Source organism: Geodermatophilus obscurus (assembly GCF_900143215.1).
Taxonomy (GTDB): domain Bacteria; phylum Actinomycetota; class Actinomycetes; order Mycobacteriales; family Geodermatophilaceae; genus Geodermatophilus; species Geodermatophilus obscurus_A.
In genome coordinates this window covers 385,497-404,227 of record NZ_FRDM01000001.1, presented here as the reverse complement: position 1 = coordinate 404,227, position 18,731 = coordinate 385,497, and the positions used below count along the sequence as shown (strand labels likewise).

Annotated in this window: 17 protein-coding genes; 1 reads left to right on the top strand and 16 read right to left on the bottom strand. The window is 70.1% G+C overall.

Features of this window, described 5'->3' with window-relative positions:
* Window positions 1–4: 4 nt before the first annotated feature.
* The 15 genes from BUB17_RS02135 to BUB17_RS02065 form a co-directional block, all read right to left on the bottom strand.
* Complete coding sequence (locus BUB17_RS02135; RefSeq protein ID WP_175561247.1) at window positions 5–1,426, bottom strand: restriction endonuclease; 1,422 nt, start codon at window positions 1,424–1,426, stop codon at window positions 5–7.
* A gap of 56 nt (window positions 1,427–1,482) precedes the next feature.
* Window positions 1,483–2,874, bottom strand: coding sequence for a CHAT domain-containing protein (locus BUB17_RS02130; RefSeq protein WP_072912307.1), 1,392 nt, complete (start codon window positions 2,872–2,874; stop codon window positions 1,483–1,485).
* Between the two features lie 185 nt (window positions 2,875–3,059).
* A complete protein-coding gene (locus tag BUB17_RS02125) occupies window positions 3,060–4,319 on the bottom strand; it encodes an IS256 family transposase (protein WP_072912285.1) in 1,260 nt (419 codons plus the stop codon).
* Window positions 4,320–4,540: 221 nt separating this feature from the next.
* Complete coding sequence (locus BUB17_RS02120) at window positions 4,541–5,053, bottom strand: hypothetical protein (RefSeq protein ID WP_141242861.1); 513 nt, start codon at window positions 5,051–5,053, stop codon at window positions 4,541–4,543.
* Window positions 5,054–5,253: 200 nt separating this feature from the next.
* Entirely contained in the window at window positions 5,254–5,898 is a 645-nt protein-coding gene (locus BUB17_RS02115) for an L-threonylcarbamoyladenylate synthase (RefSeq protein ID WP_072912279.1), read from the bottom strand.
* The gene (locus BUB17_RS02110; protein WP_072912276.1) at window positions 5,889–7,082 is read right to left on the bottom strand and encodes a hypothetical protein; all 1,194 of its coding nucleotides are present in this window, start codon (window positions 7,080–7,082) and stop codon (window positions 5,889–5,891) included. Before BUB17_RS02110 ends, BUB17_RS02115 begins: the two co-directional genes overlap by 10 nt.
* A complete protein-coding gene (locus BUB17_RS02105; RefSeq protein ID WP_072912273.1) occupies window positions 7,079–7,849 on the bottom strand; it encodes a phytanoyl-CoA dioxygenase family protein in 771 nt (256 codons plus the stop codon). Before BUB17_RS02105 ends, BUB17_RS02110 begins: the two co-directional genes overlap by 4 nt.
* On the bottom strand, window positions 7,840–8,631 hold the full coding sequence (locus BUB17_RS02100) for a creatininase family protein (protein ID WP_175561246.1): 792 nt from the start codon (window positions 8,629–8,631) through the stop codon (window positions 7,840–7,842). The genes BUB17_RS02105 and BUB17_RS02100 overlap by 10 nt, the downstream gene beginning before the upstream one ends.
* 17 nt (window positions 8,632–8,648) lie before the next feature.
* Window positions 8,649–9,434, bottom strand: a complete 786-nt coding sequence (locus BUB17_RS02095) for a class I SAM-dependent methyltransferase (protein WP_072912268.1) — start codon at window positions 9,432–9,434, stop codon at window positions 8,649–8,651.
* A complete protein-coding gene (locus tag BUB17_RS25300; RefSeq protein ID WP_083605913.1) occupies window positions 9,431–10,096 on the bottom strand; it encodes an HAD-IA family hydrolase in 666 nt (221 codons plus the stop codon). Before BUB17_RS25300 ends, BUB17_RS02095 begins: the two co-directional genes overlap by 4 nt.
* A complete protein-coding gene (locus tag BUB17_RS02085; protein WP_141242860.1) occupies window positions 10,093–10,554 on the bottom strand; it encodes a hypothetical protein in 462 nt (153 codons plus the stop codon). Before BUB17_RS02085 ends, BUB17_RS25300 begins: the two co-directional genes overlap by 4 nt.
* Window positions 10,554–11,597, bottom strand: a complete 1,044-nt coding sequence (locus BUB17_RS02080) for an enolase C-terminal domain-like protein (protein ID WP_175561245.1) — start codon at window positions 11,595–11,597, stop codon at window positions 10,554–10,556. Before BUB17_RS02080 ends, BUB17_RS02085 begins: the two co-directional genes overlap by 1 nt.
* Window positions 11,598–11,611: 14 nt before the next feature.
* Window positions 11,612–13,645: a phosphoketolase family protein gene (locus BUB17_RS02075; RefSeq protein ID WP_072912259.1), complete on the bottom strand. Its 2,034-nt coding sequence runs from the start codon at window positions 13,643–13,645 to the stop codon at window positions 11,612–11,614.
* Window positions 13,642–14,727 (bottom strand): hypothetical protein, encoded by a 1,086-nt coding sequence (locus BUB17_RS02070; protein ID WP_072912256.1) that lies wholly within the window; start codon window positions 14,725–14,727, stop codon window positions 13,642–13,644. Before BUB17_RS02070 ends, BUB17_RS02075 begins: the two co-directional genes overlap by 4 nt.
* Window positions 14,728–15,109: 382 nt before the next feature.
* The gene (locus BUB17_RS02065; protein ID WP_072912253.1) at window positions 15,110–15,550 is read right to left on the bottom strand and encodes a hypothetical protein; all 441 of its coding nucleotides are present in this window, start codon (window positions 15,548–15,550) and stop codon (window positions 15,110–15,112) included.
* 141 nt (window positions 15,551–15,691) lie between these two features.
* On the opposite strand from BUB17_RS02065, the gene BUB17_RS02060 reads away from it, so the two are divergent.
* On the top strand, window positions 15,692–16,915 hold the full coding sequence (locus BUB17_RS02060; protein ID WP_072912251.1) for an IS256 family transposase: 1,224 nt from the start codon (window positions 15,692–15,694) through the stop codon (window positions 16,913–16,915).
* 492 nt (window positions 16,916–17,407) lie between these two features.
* Here BUB17_RS02060 and BUB17_RS02055 read toward each other — a convergent pair whose 3' ends face one another.
* Complete coding sequence (locus BUB17_RS02055; RefSeq protein ID WP_072912248.1) at window positions 17,408–18,730, bottom strand: hypothetical protein; 1,323 nt, start codon at window positions 18,728–18,730, stop codon at window positions 17,408–17,410.
* Between the last annotated feature and the right edge of the window lies 1 nt (window position 18,731).

Below are 18,731 nucleotides of genomic sequence, written 5' to 3'. Positions count from 1 at the left end.
CCGTTCAGTCCCAATCGGCGACGAGTACGTCAGGAATGGACCGGGGCAGCTCGCTCCACTCGGACCGCAGGAGCGTGTAGGTCCGGTCGACGGTGTCGTGCTGGTGCCATGATCGGAGGGCGACGGGCAGCACGTCGTTATCGCGGGTCCATTCGCGCCAAGGCGGCCTATCGACCTCCTCAGCGATCTGCGAAAGGCCGGGATGCCGCGCGATCACACCCACGACCCAGTCCTCGTGGGATCCGTCGGGGACCGTCTCGCGCACGACGATTCGCGCTCGCACGTCCAGCACCGCCGGTTCGTCGCGCGGTAGCCGATCGGTCGTGACGACCCGGGACATCAGCGTCCGGAGAACCTGCGGCTCCTCGGCGCCGACGACCCGCATGAGCCGCCGCAACGGTTCAACGTCGAGCGGCCAGCCCTCCAGGACGGCGCTGAGCTCGCAGGACGTGACCCAGCGCGGCCGCCCGGCGTCGATGTCGGCCTCCAAAATCCAGATGCCGCTTCCGTCGGCCTGCCCTGTGGCTGCCAGCTCCTCGGTGTGATGCGCTGCTCCAGCCCATGCGGCGTAGCGGTCCGTCCACCTCTCGAGAGCCTCGATGAGCCCCGTGGCGCCGAAGCCGAACCAGTTGGCGCCCGCCTGGCGCAGCGCCCAGGAGCAGTGCGACTCAAGCCAGCCGATGCGGTCGAGTTCCTCTACGACGCGGTGGACGGTGCCCGGTCCCCGATCGCGGACGGCCGCTGTGGTGTACACGGATCCGGTGTGGCCGGCCCACCGCCAGTCCGGGTCCGGCAGCCGTAGGGCCGGCAGCCACACGTCGAATGAGCCGGTCGCGCGCACCCAGGGGACGGTCCGTCCCGATGGCTCGACAATTGTCGGCGCTCCGCGTCGCCACGCGCCTCTCCTTGCGTCGCCGGCCGCTGTCGGATCGGTCGAGGTGACGAGGACTCGGCCCGACAATGCGAGGGCATCCTCCTTACGCCGAAGCAGATCGCGCAGGCCCTCACCGCCGTGGACGAGGCGCTCAAGCTCAATCGCCGAGAGCAAGAGAAGGGGGTGACGCCGATGATGCCCGACGTCCTCGACAACGCTGGCGGCGAAGCCTCCGACGGAGACGAGCACCCCGATTGCGCCGCGCGTGGCCCGGCTCAGCCGGGTCCGCAGCGCATCGAGCTCGGGGATCCCGGCCGGGCGCCTGGTCCACTTGGCCTCGACGAGGTAGACGCGTTCGCCGTAGCGGGCGACAAGATCGGTCTGCCGGGGGGCGGCAGCCCCGGCGTTCTTCTCGACGTCGAAGTGCGCCGTCTCGAAGAGCCGCAGCAGCACGTCCTCAAGCAGCCGTCCCCGCGTCGCCGGGTTGTCGGTGCGCTGCGCCTGCGCATATAGCTCCGCGGCGGGGCGTCGGAGGCGCACGCCAGTGGACACCGGCCCGAGCATGGCACAGGCGATTGGACTCACCGGACTCCTACTGTTCGCGGGGCTTAGGTCCGTGTGGCCACCGCTGCGACACCTCGCGTGGTTAGACGTGGTTCGGCTACGTCGAAGCCGCCGTCGAAGTCCTCCGCCTGGTCACTTGCGGCAAGGTAGCCGTCCTCGAGCAGCCGCTTTAGCTCGGTTATGACCGCGCGGGGGGTCGCGTCGACGGCGGCTGCCGCGGCAGCGCTGGACAGCACGCCGGGGAAGCTCTCGTCCGCTTCTAGGTTCTGCACGTGTCGCAGTAGCGCGACGGCCAGCGGGCTAAGGCCGTGCTCCTGCAGCAGGACGAGGGATGGGTCTGCAGATGGTGTGGCGCCAGGTGGGCGGACGAGCACGAGTTCGTCAGGGTCGACGTCATCGCGGACGGCGACTTGCGGGAGGTCTGCGTCTTCGGGGGTGGTCAGTCGCATGGCAGCCTGAGCCTGCGCGAGGGCAATGCCAACCGGCTGGGCGCTGGCGATGGCGGCGTAGAAGCGCCGGGCGAACACGATTGCAGCGGTGTCGTCGATCGTGTCGGCCATCGCGATCACCACCGGGACCGCCGGTAGGAGCAGGTCGGCGCCGTGAAGCGTTTCGCATGCGTTTAGAACCAGGACTTGCGGGGGCGTGCTGGTTGCGGTCAAGACTTGGGCGAGAAGGTCGAACTCGACGGGATGGTCCTGCGGGTCGTCAAGGTCGCCGTTGTCGAACACGATTCCGCCGGTCCAGCCGTGGCCTGAGAAGTGCACCAGGTGCGGGCGGACGTCGTTGAGCGCGTCGATGAGGTCCTCGGCGGTGGCAGCCGGGCGGTGCGCCACGGTGACGAGGTCGCGATACTTCGCGCCGCGCAGCGTTTGCTGTACCTCTCGGACCTCGCGGTCCAGGCGTAGATAGCGGGAGATCGTAGTGATTGAACCGTCGGGTCTTACCGTGGTGCTGTCTTCGGCCTCGGGGTTCGCCGTCAGGTACAGGACCCGCAGCGGTTCCGGCTCAGGCGCGCGAACCTCGACGTAGCGGACGGTGGGCCGTGACAGCCGGCCGACCTCCCGGGCATGGGCCTTCTCTTCGCGGCGGCGCCGCTGTTCGTCTCGGTCCGCGGCCTGACGCTCGCTGCGCTCGGCAGCGGTGAGGCTGCGACGCTTGTCCGTCTGCGCCTTGCTGTTCGCGGCGAGTTTCGTCTTGATCTCCCCAATGCTCTTCTCAGCCGCGACTAGCTTCTTGTCCTGCTCCGCCGCCGAGCGCAGCGCCGTCCGACGGGTGCTTTCGGACCTGGTCCGCTCGGCGTCCTGCCGCTTCTTCGTTGCTGCCGCCCGGGCTTTCACTGCCGCGTCCTCTTGCCGGGCCAGGTCGCGGCGCAGTCCCGCCTCTGTTGTCTCCAGCCGTGTGATGTCGCTGCGCAGGGTGTCCGACCGTGCCACGTGACCTCCTCGATCAAGTTAGGCCAGCATGACCGGCGGCTCCGACAGTCTGGGGTTGGATCGACATAGGCCTATGGGTTCACGCGTTGAGTCCGCGACGGGATTGCTGGACGGCCACGCCAGCCCGCGGGTCGCGTCCCGTGGGGTGGTGTAGTTCGTCGCGTGTTGCTCTGCGGTGGTGCTGACTATGCCGTCTCCCGGGCAGGCTGGGCGATCACCTCGTCGGGGTCGGTGCGTCGGGTCTCCAGTGCGGTCGGCTCGGGCGGGTTGAGCAGGGCCATGGAGGCTTCGGAGAGGTAGCGGCGGTCGCAGACCTGCCACTCGTCGTGGGCCTCGATCAGCACGCAGGAGGCGAGCCGGAGCAGGGATGCGTCGTCGGGGAAGATGCCGACGACGTCGGTGCGCCGCTTGACCTCCTTGTTGAGTCGTTCCAGGGGATTGGTCGACCAGATCTTGCGCCAGTGGGCCTGCGGGAAGTCGGCGAAGGCGGTGATCTCCTCGCGGGCATCGCGCAGCAGGGCCGCCACGGCCGGGAACTGCCGGTCCAGGGTGCTCGCCACGTTCTCGACCGCTTCGCGGACGGTGTCGGCGGTGGGCTGGGCGAAGATGGTGCGGATCGCGGCGGCGACCATCTCCGCGGAGCCCTTGCTGACCCGGGCAAGCACGTTGCGCATGACGGGCACCCGGCAGCGCTGCCAGGCCGCGCCGGCGAGCACGGTGTCGATTGCGGCGGTCAGGCCGCGGTGGGCGTCGGAGATGACCAGCTGCACCCCGCCCAGGCCACGGTCGCGCAGGCCGCGCAGGAACTCGGTCCAGAACACCTCGTTCTCGCTGTCGCCGACGTCGACCCCGAGCACCTCCCGGCGCCCATCGGCGGCCACGCCGGTGGCGATGACCACCGCCCGGGAGACCACCCGCCGGTTGACCCGGGCCTTGCAGTAGGTCGCGTCGAGGAATACGTAGGGGAACGCCTGCTCGCCCAGGCTGCGGTCGCGCCAGGCGGCGACCTCGGCGTCCAGGCCGGCGCAGATCCGGGACACTTCGCTCTTGCTGATGCCCGACTCCACGCCCAGCGCCGCGACCAGGTCGTCGACCTTGCGGGTGGACACGCCCTCCACCCAGGCCTGCATCACCACCGCGTGCAGCGCGACGTCGATGCGCCGGCGCGGAGCCAGCAGCGCCGGGTAGAACGATCCCGAGCGCACCTTGGGGATCTTCACCGTCAGATCACCGGCGGTGGTCGCGCCCAGCTTGTCGCGGCTGCCGTTGCGCTGGGTCGTGCGCGTGTCGGTGCGCTCGTGCGGTGCGGCGCCGATGTGCGCGGTCGCCTCCGCGTCGATCAGCGCCTGCAGCATCGTGTGCAGCAGCCGGCGCATCAGCTCACCGGAGTCGGCACTGCGCAGTGCCTCGGTGAGCTCGAGCAGGGCAGACTGATCCAGGGCCATCGTGTGAGTCCTCTTCTGTGAGTTCCTTGGCGGGTTCTCACAGAGCCTCACGCGGTGGCCCCTCGACGTCGGTGACCGACACGATCACCGAGGCCAGGGGCCCGATCTACACCACTCCAGGGGACTCAGCCAGCCCGCGGGATCGCACGCGTAGGGGGACGGACTACGGCGACGCCCGCGAACCGCAGAGCCGACGTCCCAGAGGAGAGTCCGCCTCCGTGTCACTGCGGCACCGCATCGCTGTCGTCGGCTCGTGTCCGCTCGCGGCGCACCCGGCCAGCGGCGCGCTCCAGTGCCAGGCCCGGCTCTCCCGTGAGGTCTTCACGCATCGCGTCGAGCAGCTGCTCCTCGATCCAGGCCAACGACACCGGGCTGGTGATGTCCTCGTGGCTGACCAGACCGAGGACGACATCGGCCTTACGGGCGACGGTCGACGTGCCGAGCAGCTCGACGCGGACCAGGGCGGTGCGGATCTCATTGCGTGCGTCACTGGTGAGCTGCTGCCAGGTCGTGCCGGCGGCCCGGATGGCGGTGAGGCAGTCGACGTAGGCGGCCAGCCGCTGATCGCGATCGCTCTGTTCGCGATCCCGGGCGCGCGCGAGCTCGGCCATCTGCCGCTCGTGATTGCGGGTCTCGCGGGCGGTCTGCGCCTGCGTGTTCACCGTCTGCCGGGCGGCGAGGTAGGTGGCGACGACAGCGGCGGTGCTGGCTCCTGCTGTGGCGACCGGCGCCACCCACTCCCATGCCACGGCTGCAGTGTGCAGGGCATGGCGGCCGACCCGACCTGACCGCCCGACTCGCCCCGCCAACCGGCTCGTACGGCGACAACATCCTCGACTGGGGCGCTCCCGCGATCTACTGCTTAGGCGGGCCGAACAGCCGACTCCCTGCGGCGCGGCCGGCACGGCTGTTCCTCCGCTCGGGGGCGAGCCGCCTACTGAGGGATGGCGGCCAGCGCCGCGGCGACCGCCCGTTCGTGCACCACCCCTGTCCGCACTAGGACAGGCCGGTCCGTCGTGCAGTCGACGATCGTGAGGTGATTATTGACCGGCGTAATCCCGCCCTCGACGCAGAAGTCGATCGTGAGCCCGGTGCGCTCGGTGAACCGCTGCACCTCCCCCGTGGTGATCGCTGGCCCCGGCGACGAACCATCGACCGTTGAGACGTTAACCGTGGTAGCGGCGAGGGGGACGGCTGCCACGGCGGCGAGCTCACCGAGCACGCCCGGATCGCTGGTGACGAGGGCATGCGGTGTGCCGACCGAGGACAGTCGCTGCCCCCGGCTGGTGTCCCGCCATGGCAGGACCAGCGCCAAGTTGCCGGGCCAGAACGCCGCGGCGAGCCGCCTGGCGCTGGCTGACAGCACAAATTCGTCTTCCGCGAGACGCGCACGCGGGAGCACGTAGGCGAGCGGTTTGGTCGCTGCTCGCGCTTTGCTGACGAACAGCCGGGAACAGGCGCCGGCGTTGGACGCATCGGCGCACATCATGTACCAGCGGGCGGTCGGCACCACGACCACGCCACCGGCCTGTAGCGCCGCGGCCGCGCGGGGCAGATCCTCGGCCGCGATCACCTCCACGACGCGTGGTCCTGGAGGGTGCGCAGGGCGATGCGGCCAACGCCCGCCGACTCCGTGAGGAAGGCAGCAAGCTGGCGGCGGTCCATGCGGCGCAGCTCGTCATCGCCCAGCGGAGCAGGGTCGTCCCAGAGTCGGTAGGTGGGGGTCTGGTCGCGGCTCACCTCGGCCGCTAACCGGGAGAGCGGTGCGGTCAAGGCTTGGGTCGCCGCCTCGGGGCTTTCCCGCAGGGTGAGGTCGACCGCGCTCAGGGGTGCATCGTCGGGCGCGAGCCGGTTCAGCAGGCTGAAACCGGCACAGACCCGCGGATTGATCTCGTGGATGACGTAGCCGTCAGTGGTGAGAACCCCGTCGACGCCGAACGCTCCCACGTAGCCGGCACGCTCCCGGAGTCTGGTGGCCACGTCGTGGACCTGGATCCGCGCGTTGACGGCGTCCGCGTTCTGCAACGGCAGCGGCCGCACGATCCCTGGGGCGACCAGACGCCAGGTCTGCGGGTCCCAGAAGACCAGCGCCTCGACCGGGCCGAAATCGATGACGTCGGAGCCCGTGACGAAGCCATAGAAGGTGCACGGAATGCCGGGGTGGAACGGCGCGATGCGCAGCTGTCGGCAGTCCCGCCGCAGGGTGGCGAGAACGGTGTCCTGCCGGGGGTGCGCTTCCGAGTGGGGAGGCATCAGGTAGGTGTGACTGGTCGCCATCGCCACCCCGTCGGCCGGGATGCCTTGCACGACCATGGCGGGTCCGGCCGGTTGGAAGTCGTCGATCGGGACGATGCGCCCGGGCAGGTCCAGGAGTGACTGTTGGATGTCTTTGCGCTCAACGGCCAGGACCGCGGGCGTTCTTGCTCCGATCACCTTGCGCCCGGCCAGAGTGCTCACAGCGGTGAAGGATCCCGCATACACCAGTCCCGAGCCGGTGGGGTCCGCGCCGTCGATCCGGTCCACCACCTCGCCAGTGGGATGGTGCAGAGCGGACTCCATGGCCGCGAATCGTGACCTCGTCTCGGTGGGCAGATCCGCCAGGGGGATCTCCCTGGGGGTGGCACCGGCATCGGCGACGAAGCGTGCGATCTGACGACTGCCCGCCGTGGATCCGGTCAGGATGACGACGCGGCCGCCGATCTGCTCGGCGGCCAGCGACAGGGCGGTCTGCCGGACCTGGCCGGCGCGGCGGGATTCGATCACGGCCGGTCTTGGCGGGCTCGACGGGCCGGCGGGATCAAGGCGGGATAGTCCAACCACGGGTCTCGCAGCGCGTCCAGCCTGCGGCCCGCGTGGTCAACGTGGGACACGCGGAAATAGGCCATGATCCGCGGGCTGGTGCCGTGGTTCGGGCCGACGGCGTGGGGAACCAGGTGATGCATCAGCAGCAGGTCCCCGGGTGCTCCCAGCAGCGGCACGCCCTCGTTCGCGGCGACGTGCGGCGGTGTCTGCTGCGTGACGCCCTGACGCCACTCCCGGCTGAACCAGTCGGCCATGGTTAGGTGGCCGCCGGGGACGTAGCGCAGCGCCCCCTGCGCCGGGTCGCTCACCTCCGAGAGGAGAACACCCACGAGCAGGGAGAAGGTGCGCAGCTCGGTCGGGTCTAGGTGAGGACAGGCGACGCCATCGACGTGCATGTCTTTGATCGGCTGCGGTTGGGCCAGCTGGGCCTCCGGCACGCGGATCTGCACTTGCACGGTCCGCACGGGGGCGTAGGCCCCCAGCAGGTTGCCGGCCAGCTCCGCGGCCCCGGAATCGGTAAATAACGCCAGCAGATCGGGATGGCTGCCCAGTTCGGGAGCAAAGGTGCGCTGCGTGTAGCTGACCAGCTCCGCCGGATTCATCGACCGCCGGTACCACTCGTCGATCAACTCGACAGCGCGGGCGACCAGGTGGGCGGACACGAATCCGCGCCTGATCACCGCGCCGTCGCTCTGATAGGCTAGTCGTTGGTGGCTGGTCAGGGACATGGCGGTCCGTTCCGGGCGTCTGAGGGGTCGGCGACCGACGTGCTGGCCAGATCGTCGAGCACCACGCCGGCGGTGAGCAGAGCGCTGGCCAGGACCGACTCCCCCAGCTCGACGCTGGCCAGGCGCGGGTCACCGCCGGTGATGCCGGCGGTGGTGATATGCGCGTCGCCGGAGCTCCACGGCCATGTCGCCCCTCGGTGCAGAATCTTCCGCCGGATCTCGTCCAGCTGAGAGGGATCCACGGTGTGGGCGCCGTCGAATCGGTCCAGGTGCACGTCCTGCGGGGCGAGGGCGAGCATGACGCTGGTCTCCCGTGTTCCACCGTGCACCTCGGGCAGCGCCGATTCGACCCGGACGTTGGACAGCGAGCTGGGGTGGATGGCACAGACGCGGACGCGATGTGCTTGCTCGATTTCGTACAAGACCGCCTCGAGAAGCCCTCGGTTGCCGCCATGCCCGTTAACGATGAGCAGCCGCTGCGAGCGGGTCGCCCGCACGTACTCGCCGACGACGACGATCAGCAAGTCCGCCAGCAGTCCGGTCCGTAGTGAGACGGTCCCGTCGGCCCATGCGTGTTCCAGGGACAACCCGTAGGGCAGTGTCGCAAGCCGCCAAAGGTCGTGACGCTCGGCGTAACGCTCGATCAGCCGGTCGGTGAAGCCTTCTGCGATGACCGTGTCGGTGTGCAACGGCAAGTGCGGCCCGTGTTGTTCGTAGGAGCCCAGCGGTAGGCAGAGGATGGACTGCTCGGTGATGCGTGTCGCGACCTCCGGTGCGGTCAAAGACCCATACCAGCGTGTCATGGGCGTCGACCGATACGGAGCAGGAATTCGTTTTCCTCGGGGAAAGTGTCGTCGTCACTGAACTTGCGCAGCGTCTCGCGCAGCGCCTGTTCGAAGGCGTCCCGGCGGTCGCCAAAGAGGTGCGGAGCTGCGAAAGATGTCGAGTACAAGTAACCGATGATCGTCTCGGAAGTCCACTCACGATGCACCGGAACGGTGATCTCCTCGACCACACTGAACGGTGATTCCTGCATAATCTCGCTGTACGGCCGATCGTGTGTGCTGAACGTTCCAGCGCCGGCGCGTCGTTCCTCGCCCAGAAACTGCTGAATGCACGACCGGACGGCCCTCTTCCAGGGGCTCGTGGCGACCCAGAAGCTGTTGTCACCGAAGATGGCGACCGCTCCGTGCGGCTGCACCTGACCCTCCAGTCGCGCGAGCACCGCCTGCTGATCCAGCCAATGGAACGTTCGACAGATGGTGACCAGGTCGGCCAGCCAGCCCGAGGGCGACTCAAACGCTTCCGCGGTCGACTGCCGCAGCAGAAGAGTCGTGCCGGGCGGCAGCTGGGGCCGAAGCTGGCTGTCTGCGGCCGCCAGCATCTCTGCATCGTTGTCAATGGCGATAATGTCGTCGAATCGCCCGAGCAGCGCCTCCACGACCTGGCCGGTGCCGGTGCCGATGTCGAGTAGCCGGCGCGGTGTGCCCGGCGGAACCGCTCCGTCGAGCACGTCGGCGACGGCTGGGGGTATGCCCGGCCGGTATTTCCGATAGAACGGTGCTGTTCCCGCGAACAGGTTCATCGCCGGCTCCTCTGTCGCCGTGTCTTCAGGTAGTGCCCGACGCGTCGTGCGGCGGTCGGTAGGTCGTGGGTGATCAGGACATTGCCGTCGGCCAGCAGGTCAACGTCAGGGATGGGCCGGCCCTCCGCCAGCCAGACGGCGACCGCGCCAGCCCGGGCCGCGCCGACGATGTCGCACTCCCAGTCGTCGCCGACGTGCACCAGGGTCGTCGTCGGGACGCCACATGCCGCTGCAACCGCGTGAAACGCCGCGGGGTCGGGTTTGGCATACCCGAGGCGGCTGGAGGGAAAGTGGCGGCTGATCCATGGCGCTAGGAGGTCGTGGAGGACGGGGTCGTCGTCGAGGCACGTGACGTTGGAGAGCGTGACCAGCTTGGCGCTCCGACTGAGCTGCCGCAGAACCGTCGGGGTGGTGCTCTGCAGGCTGACTTCGACGGGCGCGTGCTGACGGGGAAAAGCGCTCCGCGGAATCTGCAAGCCGGTGCACACCGCGGCGATCACCTCATCGGTGATCCGCGGCCGGGTGTAGAGCTCGCGTCGAATAACGCTCCGCGCGGCCGGCGCCTGCAGCGGTGACGCTGCAAGCAGCAGCGCCGCCAGGCTGGGCCCGCTCGTCCTCACCAGCGTTCCGCCGACATCGAGGCTAATCACGGCGCCGCTCATGGTGTGGTCACCGGAGGCAGGCTTGCGACGATGATGCCGATACGCCCCCGGCGGATCTCGTCGGTCGTGGACTCGGTCAGAAAGGTCACGGCATAGCGGAGTTCGGCCTCATCAAGGGCAGCAAGGTCCCGCTCCGCGGTGCGGGCGGCCGCTATGAGATCCGCCGGGGCGGCGACCGTGCGCCAGCCGTGCGGCAGGTGCAGAGTGCCCGACCACCTGCCCCCGGCGGTCAGCCCGGGCAGCGCCTCCGCAACGCGGAGCACCGTGACGTCATCGAAGGTGAGGATTCGAACGGATACGTCAGCGCGCACCTGGCGGTCTCGAGAACCCAGTTCCAACCGGCCAGTGAGGAACGTGTCGCGTCCCCGCAGACGCTCATCGAGCAGCAGTACCGCGCTGCTGGCCGTCAGCGTCTCGACCGAGCCGGCCACGACGAGGGCAGCAGTGGTGGCGGGCATCACGGCCTCCGTGGGTCAGCGCCCAGGCCGGGCGTGTCGGGCAGGTCGACCGCGCCGTCGGTGGGGATCCACGGCCGCCGGTAGCGGCGCTGCCGAGACGGTTCCCACTGGAGGCGGTATTCCACCGCCGGTGCAGTGTCCGGGAAGGCCGCCGCCAGGTGGATACCGGGTACGTACGAGCGCCCGTGCGGAAAGACCTGAACGCCGGCCGCGGCGGCGAGCCGAGTGAGGTCGGCGGCGCGCGTCAACCCGCCACATCCGACCACGTCCAGGGTCAGACCACCGGACAGGTGAGCCAGCAGCGTGACCGGGTCGCTGTCGACGCGCAGGCCCTCGCCGGCTGCTACCGGCAGGGCCGTCGGCAAGCGGGCGTAGGACGCCACGGCGCTGCTCGGCAGGGGGTCCTCGATCCACCGCAGCCAGGCGAGGTCGGGCTGCTCGGCGAAGCGGGCGGCGAGCGCAAGGTCCCAGGTGAAGACGGCGTCGAACGCCAAGGGTTGCCCGGCCGCGTGCGCCGCCCGCTGCGCCACGGCGGCGAGCCTGGTGGCTTGCGCCGTCGCGGACGCGGGCCAGCGGGCACGTAGCCCCCACTTGCTGAACGCCCACCCGTTCCGGGTCACCCGCCTCACGGACTCCAGCGCCTCGTCGGAGGCAAGGTCCAGACCGAGCCAGGAGGCGTAGACGGCGACCCGACGAGCCGGAGCGACGCGGTGCGGATGGGCCCACCCGGCTACCAGAAGGTCGGCCACGGGCCGCTGGCTGAGCCTGCTGTGCAAGTCCCAGAGGGCGCAGTCGACAGCACCGATCGCCCAGGAGAGGGCTCTGCTGGCGTGGCCGGAGACACGCTGGGCCAGGAACGCCCGGAGGTCGGCGTGGTCCTCCACCGCAGCCCCCGCCGCTGCCGGTCCCACGGTGGACTGGATGCATTGCGCCACCTCTTCGCTGACCGGTCCGTAGCTCCCGGTGCCGCCGCGCGCGTGAGCGGCCACGAAGGTCGTCTCGTCGCCGGGTTGGCCGGGGTCGTGCCCCGCGACCAGCTCCACCCGTTGGACCGTCGTCATGCCCGGCGAAGCCTTCCGCTCAGCAGCCGGTCCGCGGCGGCGATCACGCCGTCGACGGAGAGGCCTGCGAATGCGGCCAACTCGTCCTGGGGCATCGGATGGGGTGGCTCCCGCCACCCGAGCACCTCGCACGGACGCTCCAGCCGGCCGGCCAACTGCCCCCAGACGGCGGCAGGGTGGCCCAACGTGGCCACGATCACGGCGGCGCTGTCCCCGACGTTGCGATGGAGTGCGGCCTCCGAGAGCGCCGTCAGGCTCGTCGCGTTCACAACCCTGACTCGGCATCGATGCCGACGACGGATCGCGTGAGCCGCCGCCTCCACGACCGCGGCCGGCAGGTCACCGGCGCAGATGAGCGTGAGGTCTGGTTGCCCTTCGTCGCTCAGGTGTTTCCAGACTGCTAGGCCCTCTGTCCGTTCCTCATCGAGCGTGTCCAAAGGATGGCACGCGGTTGCGTGCTTGCCCGCGACGATGACGTTGACCAACCCGTCAGACGCCAAGGCGTCGTCGAGCGCCGCGGCGGCCCGAGCCGGGTCGGCCGGCGTCAAGACGCGCACCGAGGGGTCGCCCGTGGCCGCTAGCGCCGTCGTCAGCGACGGATCTGCGTGGGTGTAGGCGTTCTGCCAGCCGTAGGAGGTCAACAGCAGATTGAGGCTGGGGCAGCGGTCGCTGGTCAACCGTCGCTGCTTCAGCTGCGCCACCAGTCCGGTCAGCAGCAGCGGCGCGAACGCCTCGTAGGAGATCAGCACGCCGCGGCGACCGCTCAGGGTCCAGCCGGCCAGCCAGCCGAGCAGCACCTCCTCCGCTAGGACCTCGAGAGCCCACGCCTGGCCCGCGATGGTGGGCAGCTGGTTGGACAACAGCTCATCGGGGCTGAACACCTTGAAGTGTCCGGCGCTGGCCCACCGGTGCAGGAGGTCGGCGATGGCGGTCGCGAACGTGGGGCGGGGCGGCTCCACCCCGTGCACCGGTGGCCTGCCTGCCTCCGCGGAGAGCTGTTGCTGTCGGCGGTCGCCGTCCCGGTCGCGTGGTTGCAGCTGGCAGAACCGGACGATGGTCAGCGCCTCGGCGAGGTCACCGATCGGGCATCCGTTGCTGTCGAACAGCTCCTCCGGCCGATAGCCCAGCAGCCAACGTCGCAGGGCCCATCGCTGCTGCGCGTCGCTCCGCGCCCGGGTCAACGGAGTCTTGTGGGCCGCGAGCGGTCCCGTCCAGCCCTTCACGCAGCGGAGGAAGATCACCGGGCGGCCGCCGTGACGCGTGCGCTCAATACCGTCCATCAGGGCGGTGTGGAAGGCGGCGTGTTCAGCAAGCCGGCCGGCACGATCAGCGGCGTCGACGTGGACAACTCGCGGTTCCCAGCCGACGCCCGCGGCGTAGGACGCCAACTCGGCATCGGACAGTGAACCCAACAGCGACGGCCCACCCATGCGATGACCGTTCAGGTGCACAACGGCCACGACCCGGCTGGCCGACAGCGCCCGATGAGCCAACCACGCAGCGGCCGTGGTCGGGGTCTCACACTCTCCGTCACCCAGCACCGGGACGACGACCCGCCACGGGGCATCCAGGGCGGCGCCCTGCGCGAAGGCCAACGCGCCGCCGAGCCATCCGCCCACATAGGCTCCCGCAGGTAGCTGGGGGTGAACCTCCGACCCCAGCCCGTTGGCGGCCGGAAAGGCGGCCACCAGCGCCTCGAGGCCGGTGGCAGTCGGACCGAACTCCGGTCGGATCGTCGCCAGATCACCGGTCAGCCAGGCCAAGGCGAGCTGAACCACACCAGCGTGGCCAGCGCCGAGCACGGGAACGACCTCCAGTTCCCGGTGGGCGTCGGCCGCGAGCCCGATGTGGGTCAATGCCCACGCGGTGCCAGGCACCGTGCCCCAATGCCCGGTCGGACGCTCCTTGACGTGGTCGGCTGACAGCGGCCGACTGAGCAGCGGATTGGCAATCAGGTGCAGTTGCGCGACCGACAGGAACGTGAGGGCCCGCCACAACGCATCAGCCCGCACAGCCGTACCCGGCTTCACGTCTTGACCAACGGTTCCCCGGCGTAGGAGAAGTACCACAACGGCCGGTAGCACTCCCAGGCGGCGGGCCGCAGTTGCGTCGGCGCCATGATGCTCTCGATCTGCCGTCGCGCCGCGAGGCAGAACTCCAGCGGATCGACGTCTGCTACCCGCAGCCCTTCCATGATTGAATTGTGCGCCTGATACACCTGGAAGTTGGGGAACTCGCTCACCTGCTCAACCAAGGTTTGCACCCCTGCGCGCAACGCTTCCAGAGGATCCAGGCCGACGATGTAGGTGAACGACGCGCCGAGACCCGCGCCGCGGGCCCGTGCCAAAGCCGCCGGAATCTCGTCCACGTGCAGGCGTGCCTTGCTCTCCTTTAGCAGCAAATCCCGCCTGGTGAAGCACTCCACGGTCAACCGGAGAACGAATGGCCCAACCCGCTGCGCCACCTGCTCCAGGGCGGCGCCCGACGTGACGACCGAGGTGAGAAAGCCTATCCGGGCCCCGACGCCGTGGGCGGTCAGCGCGCGTCGTAGCCGGACCAGATGCGCGACCGCGGCGTCCTCACGCTCGAAGCAGCCGGTCGACACCGTCACCTCACGCAGCTCGCCGAGGTTGCCGCGCGGATGCTGTTGTTTCATCGCGGTCAGCAGCTCGTCGAGGTCTTCTTCGCCGGCCATCCGCGGATCCGCTGAGGCTTCCAGCGTGTTGGGACAGAACGCGCAGCCCACACATCTGCTGCGCGCGTTCGGGTTCAGGGTGGCCGCACGGCCAGCGTCCCGAAAGTAGCCTCCGACCGCTTCGTCGGCGTCCACGCGGGACACCTCACCGATCGGCTCGCGACCGAGCAGAAGCTGGTCCTCCACCAGCCGGAACGGTGACCTGTGCGCGTTCAGCGGCACGATGACGGTCCACGGTACGGACGGCGCCCGGTGCAGCCGCAGGGTCACCCGCGCCCTGTGCCTGTTGTGTGGCGACGCGATGCCATACAGGTTGACCGCGATCAGTAACGCGTCCTCCACGGGCACGTTGAATCGACGTGCCGTGCGGGCAACCTCGTGCAGCGACAGGGCTTCGGTCTGGGTCTTCAAGTGCATGCCGCAACCTCGCGTCAAGGGCCGCCGGGCCACGCAGCGTAACGCCGGTCGCGTCGGTACGCAGGCGGTCGCCCTCGACCTGCCGGACGCCACGCACGGCGACCGACCGGACCCGGGCGCGTCGCCACCTCGCGGCCGATGCCGTCAGTTGTTAATCGTGCCCCTCGCCCTGACCCGGCACTGGGGGTCACGAGGCGCTCGCGCAACCCCACACCGCGTCGGCCGGCGAGGTAGTAACTACCAGCGGCGAGCTTGGGCGAGTCCAGCGATGTCTCGGTGGTGAGGCCGCGGGCAGAGGGCGCCCCCGCGGGGTGCGCCTGGCCATGAGCCGTGACGCCGATGTCCTGCTCCATCTGCAGCCGAGCTGCAGTGCCGACGTCCGTCAGATTCGTGGGATGACCGTGGCGCCGATGATGCGGGTGCGTGCGTCGATGGCATGACCGTCGCAGAGGTCGAGCTGCTCGCCGTCGGCGTCGATGACGCGGTGGGTGACCGGTTCGGCGCACGGCTCGCCGAGTCGGTCATGGAACCAACGGCGGAGACAGCCCGGGGCGGTGCACCAGCAGCGCCCTGCGGTAGACCGCAGCGTCGCGCCATGCTCGGGGCAGGCGCCCCACGGCAGAGGACAAGCGTCGGCCCGCCGGGCGGCCAGTTGGGTCAGCTCGTCGGCGGTGTCCAGCAGCCTCTCGGCGGCGCTGTTCAGGCCTCCGGCGGCGACGTCCAGCCGCCAGCCGGCGCGCCGCCGAGCCGGGTCGGGGTCGGCGTCTCGGGCGAGATCGGCCTCGCGGAGCTGGTGGTACAGGTCGCCGGCAGCAGCGGCCAATTCCCGAGCTGGTGACGTCCCAGGAAGTGGTGTAGCTGGTCGGAGGTCTTGAGCTCGTCGGCGAAGTGCTGGCGTGCGAGGGGCCACCGCGTGGATGTTCTGCGTGTTCCCGCCAAGGTTCACTCAGAGAAAGGCCACGCGATGGCCCTGGACCAGTCTGCCCTGCTCGAGCTCCTCGAGGCACTCGAAGCCGCCGACGTCGACGACCGCATCCGCACCGCCACCGAGACGCTGTACCAGGCGCTGATCGAGGCCGAGCTCACTGCGGTGATCGGCGCCGGCCCACACGAGCGCACCGAGAGCCGCACTGCTCAGCGCAACGGCTCCCGGCCCCGCACGCTGACCACGACCGCCGGGGATCTGGAGCTGCGGATTCCGAAGCTGCGGGCCGGCTCGTTCTTCCCGTCGCTGCTGGAACGCCGGCGGCGGATAGACCAGGCGCTGTTCGCGGTGGTGATGGAGGCCTATCTGCATGGGGTGAGCACGCGGAAGGTCGATGACCTGGTGCGGGCGCTGGGTGCCGACACCGGCATCTCCAAGTCCGAGGTCTCCCGGATCTGCGCCGACCTCGACGAAGAGGTGGCCGCGTTCCGCGACCGATCCCTGGCCGAGCAGACCTTTCCCTACGTGTTCCTCGACGCCACCTACTGCAAGGCCCGGGTCAACCGGCGGGTGGTCTCCCAGGCGGTGGTGATCGCCACCGGGGTGGCCGCCGACGGGCACCGGGAGGTGCTCGGCTTCGCCGTCGGCGACAGCGAGGACGGGGCGTTCTGGACCGCGTTCCTGCGTTCGCTGAAGGCCCGCGGCCTGGCCGGCACCCAGCTGGTCATCTCCGATGCCCACACCGGGCTGAAGGCCGCGATCGCCGCGGTGCTGCTCGGTGCGGCCTGGCAGCGCTGCCGGGTGCACTTTATGCGCAACGTGCTCGCCCGGGTGCCCAAGGGCAACGCCGAGATGGTCGCCGCCGCCATCCGCACCGTCTTCGCCCAGCCCGACGCCGAGCACGTGCGTTCCCAGCTCGACGTCATCGCCGGCATGCTCGGCCGCCAGTTCCCGCAGGTCGAAGCCATGCTCCGGGACGCCGCTGAGGACCTTCTCGGCTTCACCGCCTTCCCGATCGGGCACTGGAAGAAGATCTGGTCGACCAATCCGCTGGAGCGGCTGAACAAGGAGATCAAGCGGCGCACCGACGTCGTCGGCGTCTTTCCCAACCCCGCCGCCCTGCTGCGGCTGGCCGGCGCGGTGCTGGTCGAGGCGCACGACGAATGGCAGGTCTCTGACCGCCGCTACCTCTCCGAAGGCTCGATGGCCCTGCTCAACCGACCAGACGAGGAGGTGGCACAGCCGGCACTGATCGCGTCATAGTCCAACCCGCAGAACCTCCGCACGGCCGCGAGCTACACCACCGACCGGGACGTCACCCCCGAGCTCGGACCGGTGTCATCCACGGACCGCGCGGAGTTCCGCCCCGCGAGCTGTTGAGGGCGTCGTTCATCGGGTGTCCTCTCGGGCCGGGCGGCCGGCACGGCGTTTCTGATGGACCGGACTGCCGCATCGCCGGGGCGGCCGCGCGGAGCCGGTCGTGCAGCGGTTCACGTGCCCTGGCGATTACAGTGGTCGGCCGCGCGTCGCGGGAGCGCTTCGGCCGAAGAGCTGTGGACACCTCGTTCGTCGTCCACAGGCCTCCTGGACGACGCGGTCGACATCCGCTGCGCCGGTGTGCGACCGGCTCATGCAGCGCCCGCGACCGGACCTTCCTCGCGGACCCCGGGTGGCACCCGCAGCTCCTGGCCACATCCCGCAACCCGCCTCTCGGTGGACGGCGCAGAGCCGAGAGGGGGGCCGCAGGCCCATCGGCTATCGAGACGGCGGTGCTTCTCGTGCCGCCCGGTGCGACGACCGAATGGTGGTGGCGTCGCGATCGAGACTTTGTGCATGGCTGAGCAGTCGCTCAGCTGCGACCGGCGCCCGTGTCCGCGGGGCGTGCCGGTCAGCCTGGCGCCTTGGAGCCAGCGGCCCAGTCCTTGCGGCGCGGTGTAGCGCGTCGGCCAGTCCGGTCGACAGGTCCGCGGCCCGACCGACGACTTGCCGAAGGCGGTCGAGGTCGGCACCGCTGGCCCGCACGTGTCGTCCGGCGATCACCGCCTTGATCCGGTCCTCAGGCATGTCGGCCATCGGAGGCAGGTCACGGGCGGATGCGTACAGCCGCCCGTTCCGCGCCCAGCGGTCGACAGCCGCGATGAGCCGGTCGGCCACAACCGGCAGCTGGGCGGTGATCTGCTTGACCTCGCCGGTCAGGTGAGGAGCGGCGCGGCCGTCGCGGGCGGCGGCGAGATCGGCGACCCGGTCGCTCTCCGTGCGGAGGGCGCCGGCGAGGGCTCGGGCCCACGCTACGACTCCCTGAGGATCGACGGGTCCTGGTCGCCGTCCGTCGTCGAAGACGGTGCTGGTGCGGCCGGCGAGCTGCCAGGCGAGCCCGGTCACCAGGAGCGGGCCCACGTCGTCTCCGGTCGCCGTGGCGGTGACGGTAGCCGCGCTGCGGCTGGTGATCTCGGCGGCCGCGACCGCGGCGCGGAACTCGCGCAGGGTCAGGTCATCGGTCCGCTGAGCCTGGTCGAGGGCCGCGACGAGGGCCGCTGATGCATCGAGGGCGGTCACACCGGATGGTCCGCGCGAGGTTGCCCCCATGGGTACCAGGCGGTCGAGCATCACCGCGCCGGCAGCAGTCGGTGGGTCAGTCTGTGCGTCGCGCTCGACGACGGCGGCGAAGTTGCGGACGGCGGCCAGCTCCGCGACCGCCGCCTGCGGCAGCAGCCGGTGGGCGAGCCTCGCGGAGTGCTCGGCGGCTTCGGCCACCTCGACGGTGACCGACCACCGGTGCGAGGTGCCCATGACCGTGCGGTCGCGGCCGATGAGGTCGGCCGCGGCGCCGGCCAGGTCGGTGAGGGGTCCGCCGGTGCGCGGCCACAACCCGCCGACGGTGGCGCAGGCCGCAGCGAGTTCGGTGACGGTGCGCTGCCGCATGCTGTTGCCGGGGGTGAGCCCGTCGTGGGCCAGGCCGGTGAGGGCCCGGCCGAGGTGGGCGAGTGCGCCGGTGACGTCCTCGATCGATGCCGAGGGCTGCGGGTCGGTGGCCCGCTCGGTGAGGCCGTTGAGGAGCTGTTGCAGGGTGGTGGCCACT

Bases quoted from the DNA above. Each gene is read 5' to 3' on its own strand.
- BUB17_RS02070 (WP_072912256.1), bottom strand. From the start codon at position 14,727: ATGCACTTGAAGACCCAGACCGAAGCCCTGTCGCTGCACGAGGTTGCC.
- BUB17_RS02125 (WP_072912285.1), bottom strand. From the start codon at position 4,319: ATGGCCCTGGATCAGTCTGCCCTGCTCGAGCTCACCGAGGCACTGCGC.
- BUB17_RS25300 (WP_083605913.1), bottom strand. From the start codon at position 10,096: ATGAGCGGCGCCGTGATTAGCCTCGATGTCGGCGGAACGCTGGTGAGG.
- BUB17_RS02060 (WP_072912251.1), top strand. From the start codon at position 15,692: ATGGCCCTGGACCAGTCTGCCCTGCTCGAGCTCCTCGAGGCACTCGAA.
- BUB17_RS02085 (WP_141242860.1), bottom strand. From the start codon at position 10,554: ATGCCCGCCACCACTGCTGCCCTCGTCGTGGCCGGCTCGGTCGAGACG.
- BUB17_RS02105 (WP_072912273.1), bottom strand. From the start codon at position 7,849: ATGTCCCTGACCAGCCACCAACGACTAGCCTATCAGAGCGACGGCGCG.
- BUB17_RS02095 (WP_072912268.1), bottom strand. From the start codon at position 9,434: ATGAACCTGTTCGCGGGAACAGCACCGTTCTATCGGAAATACCGGCCG.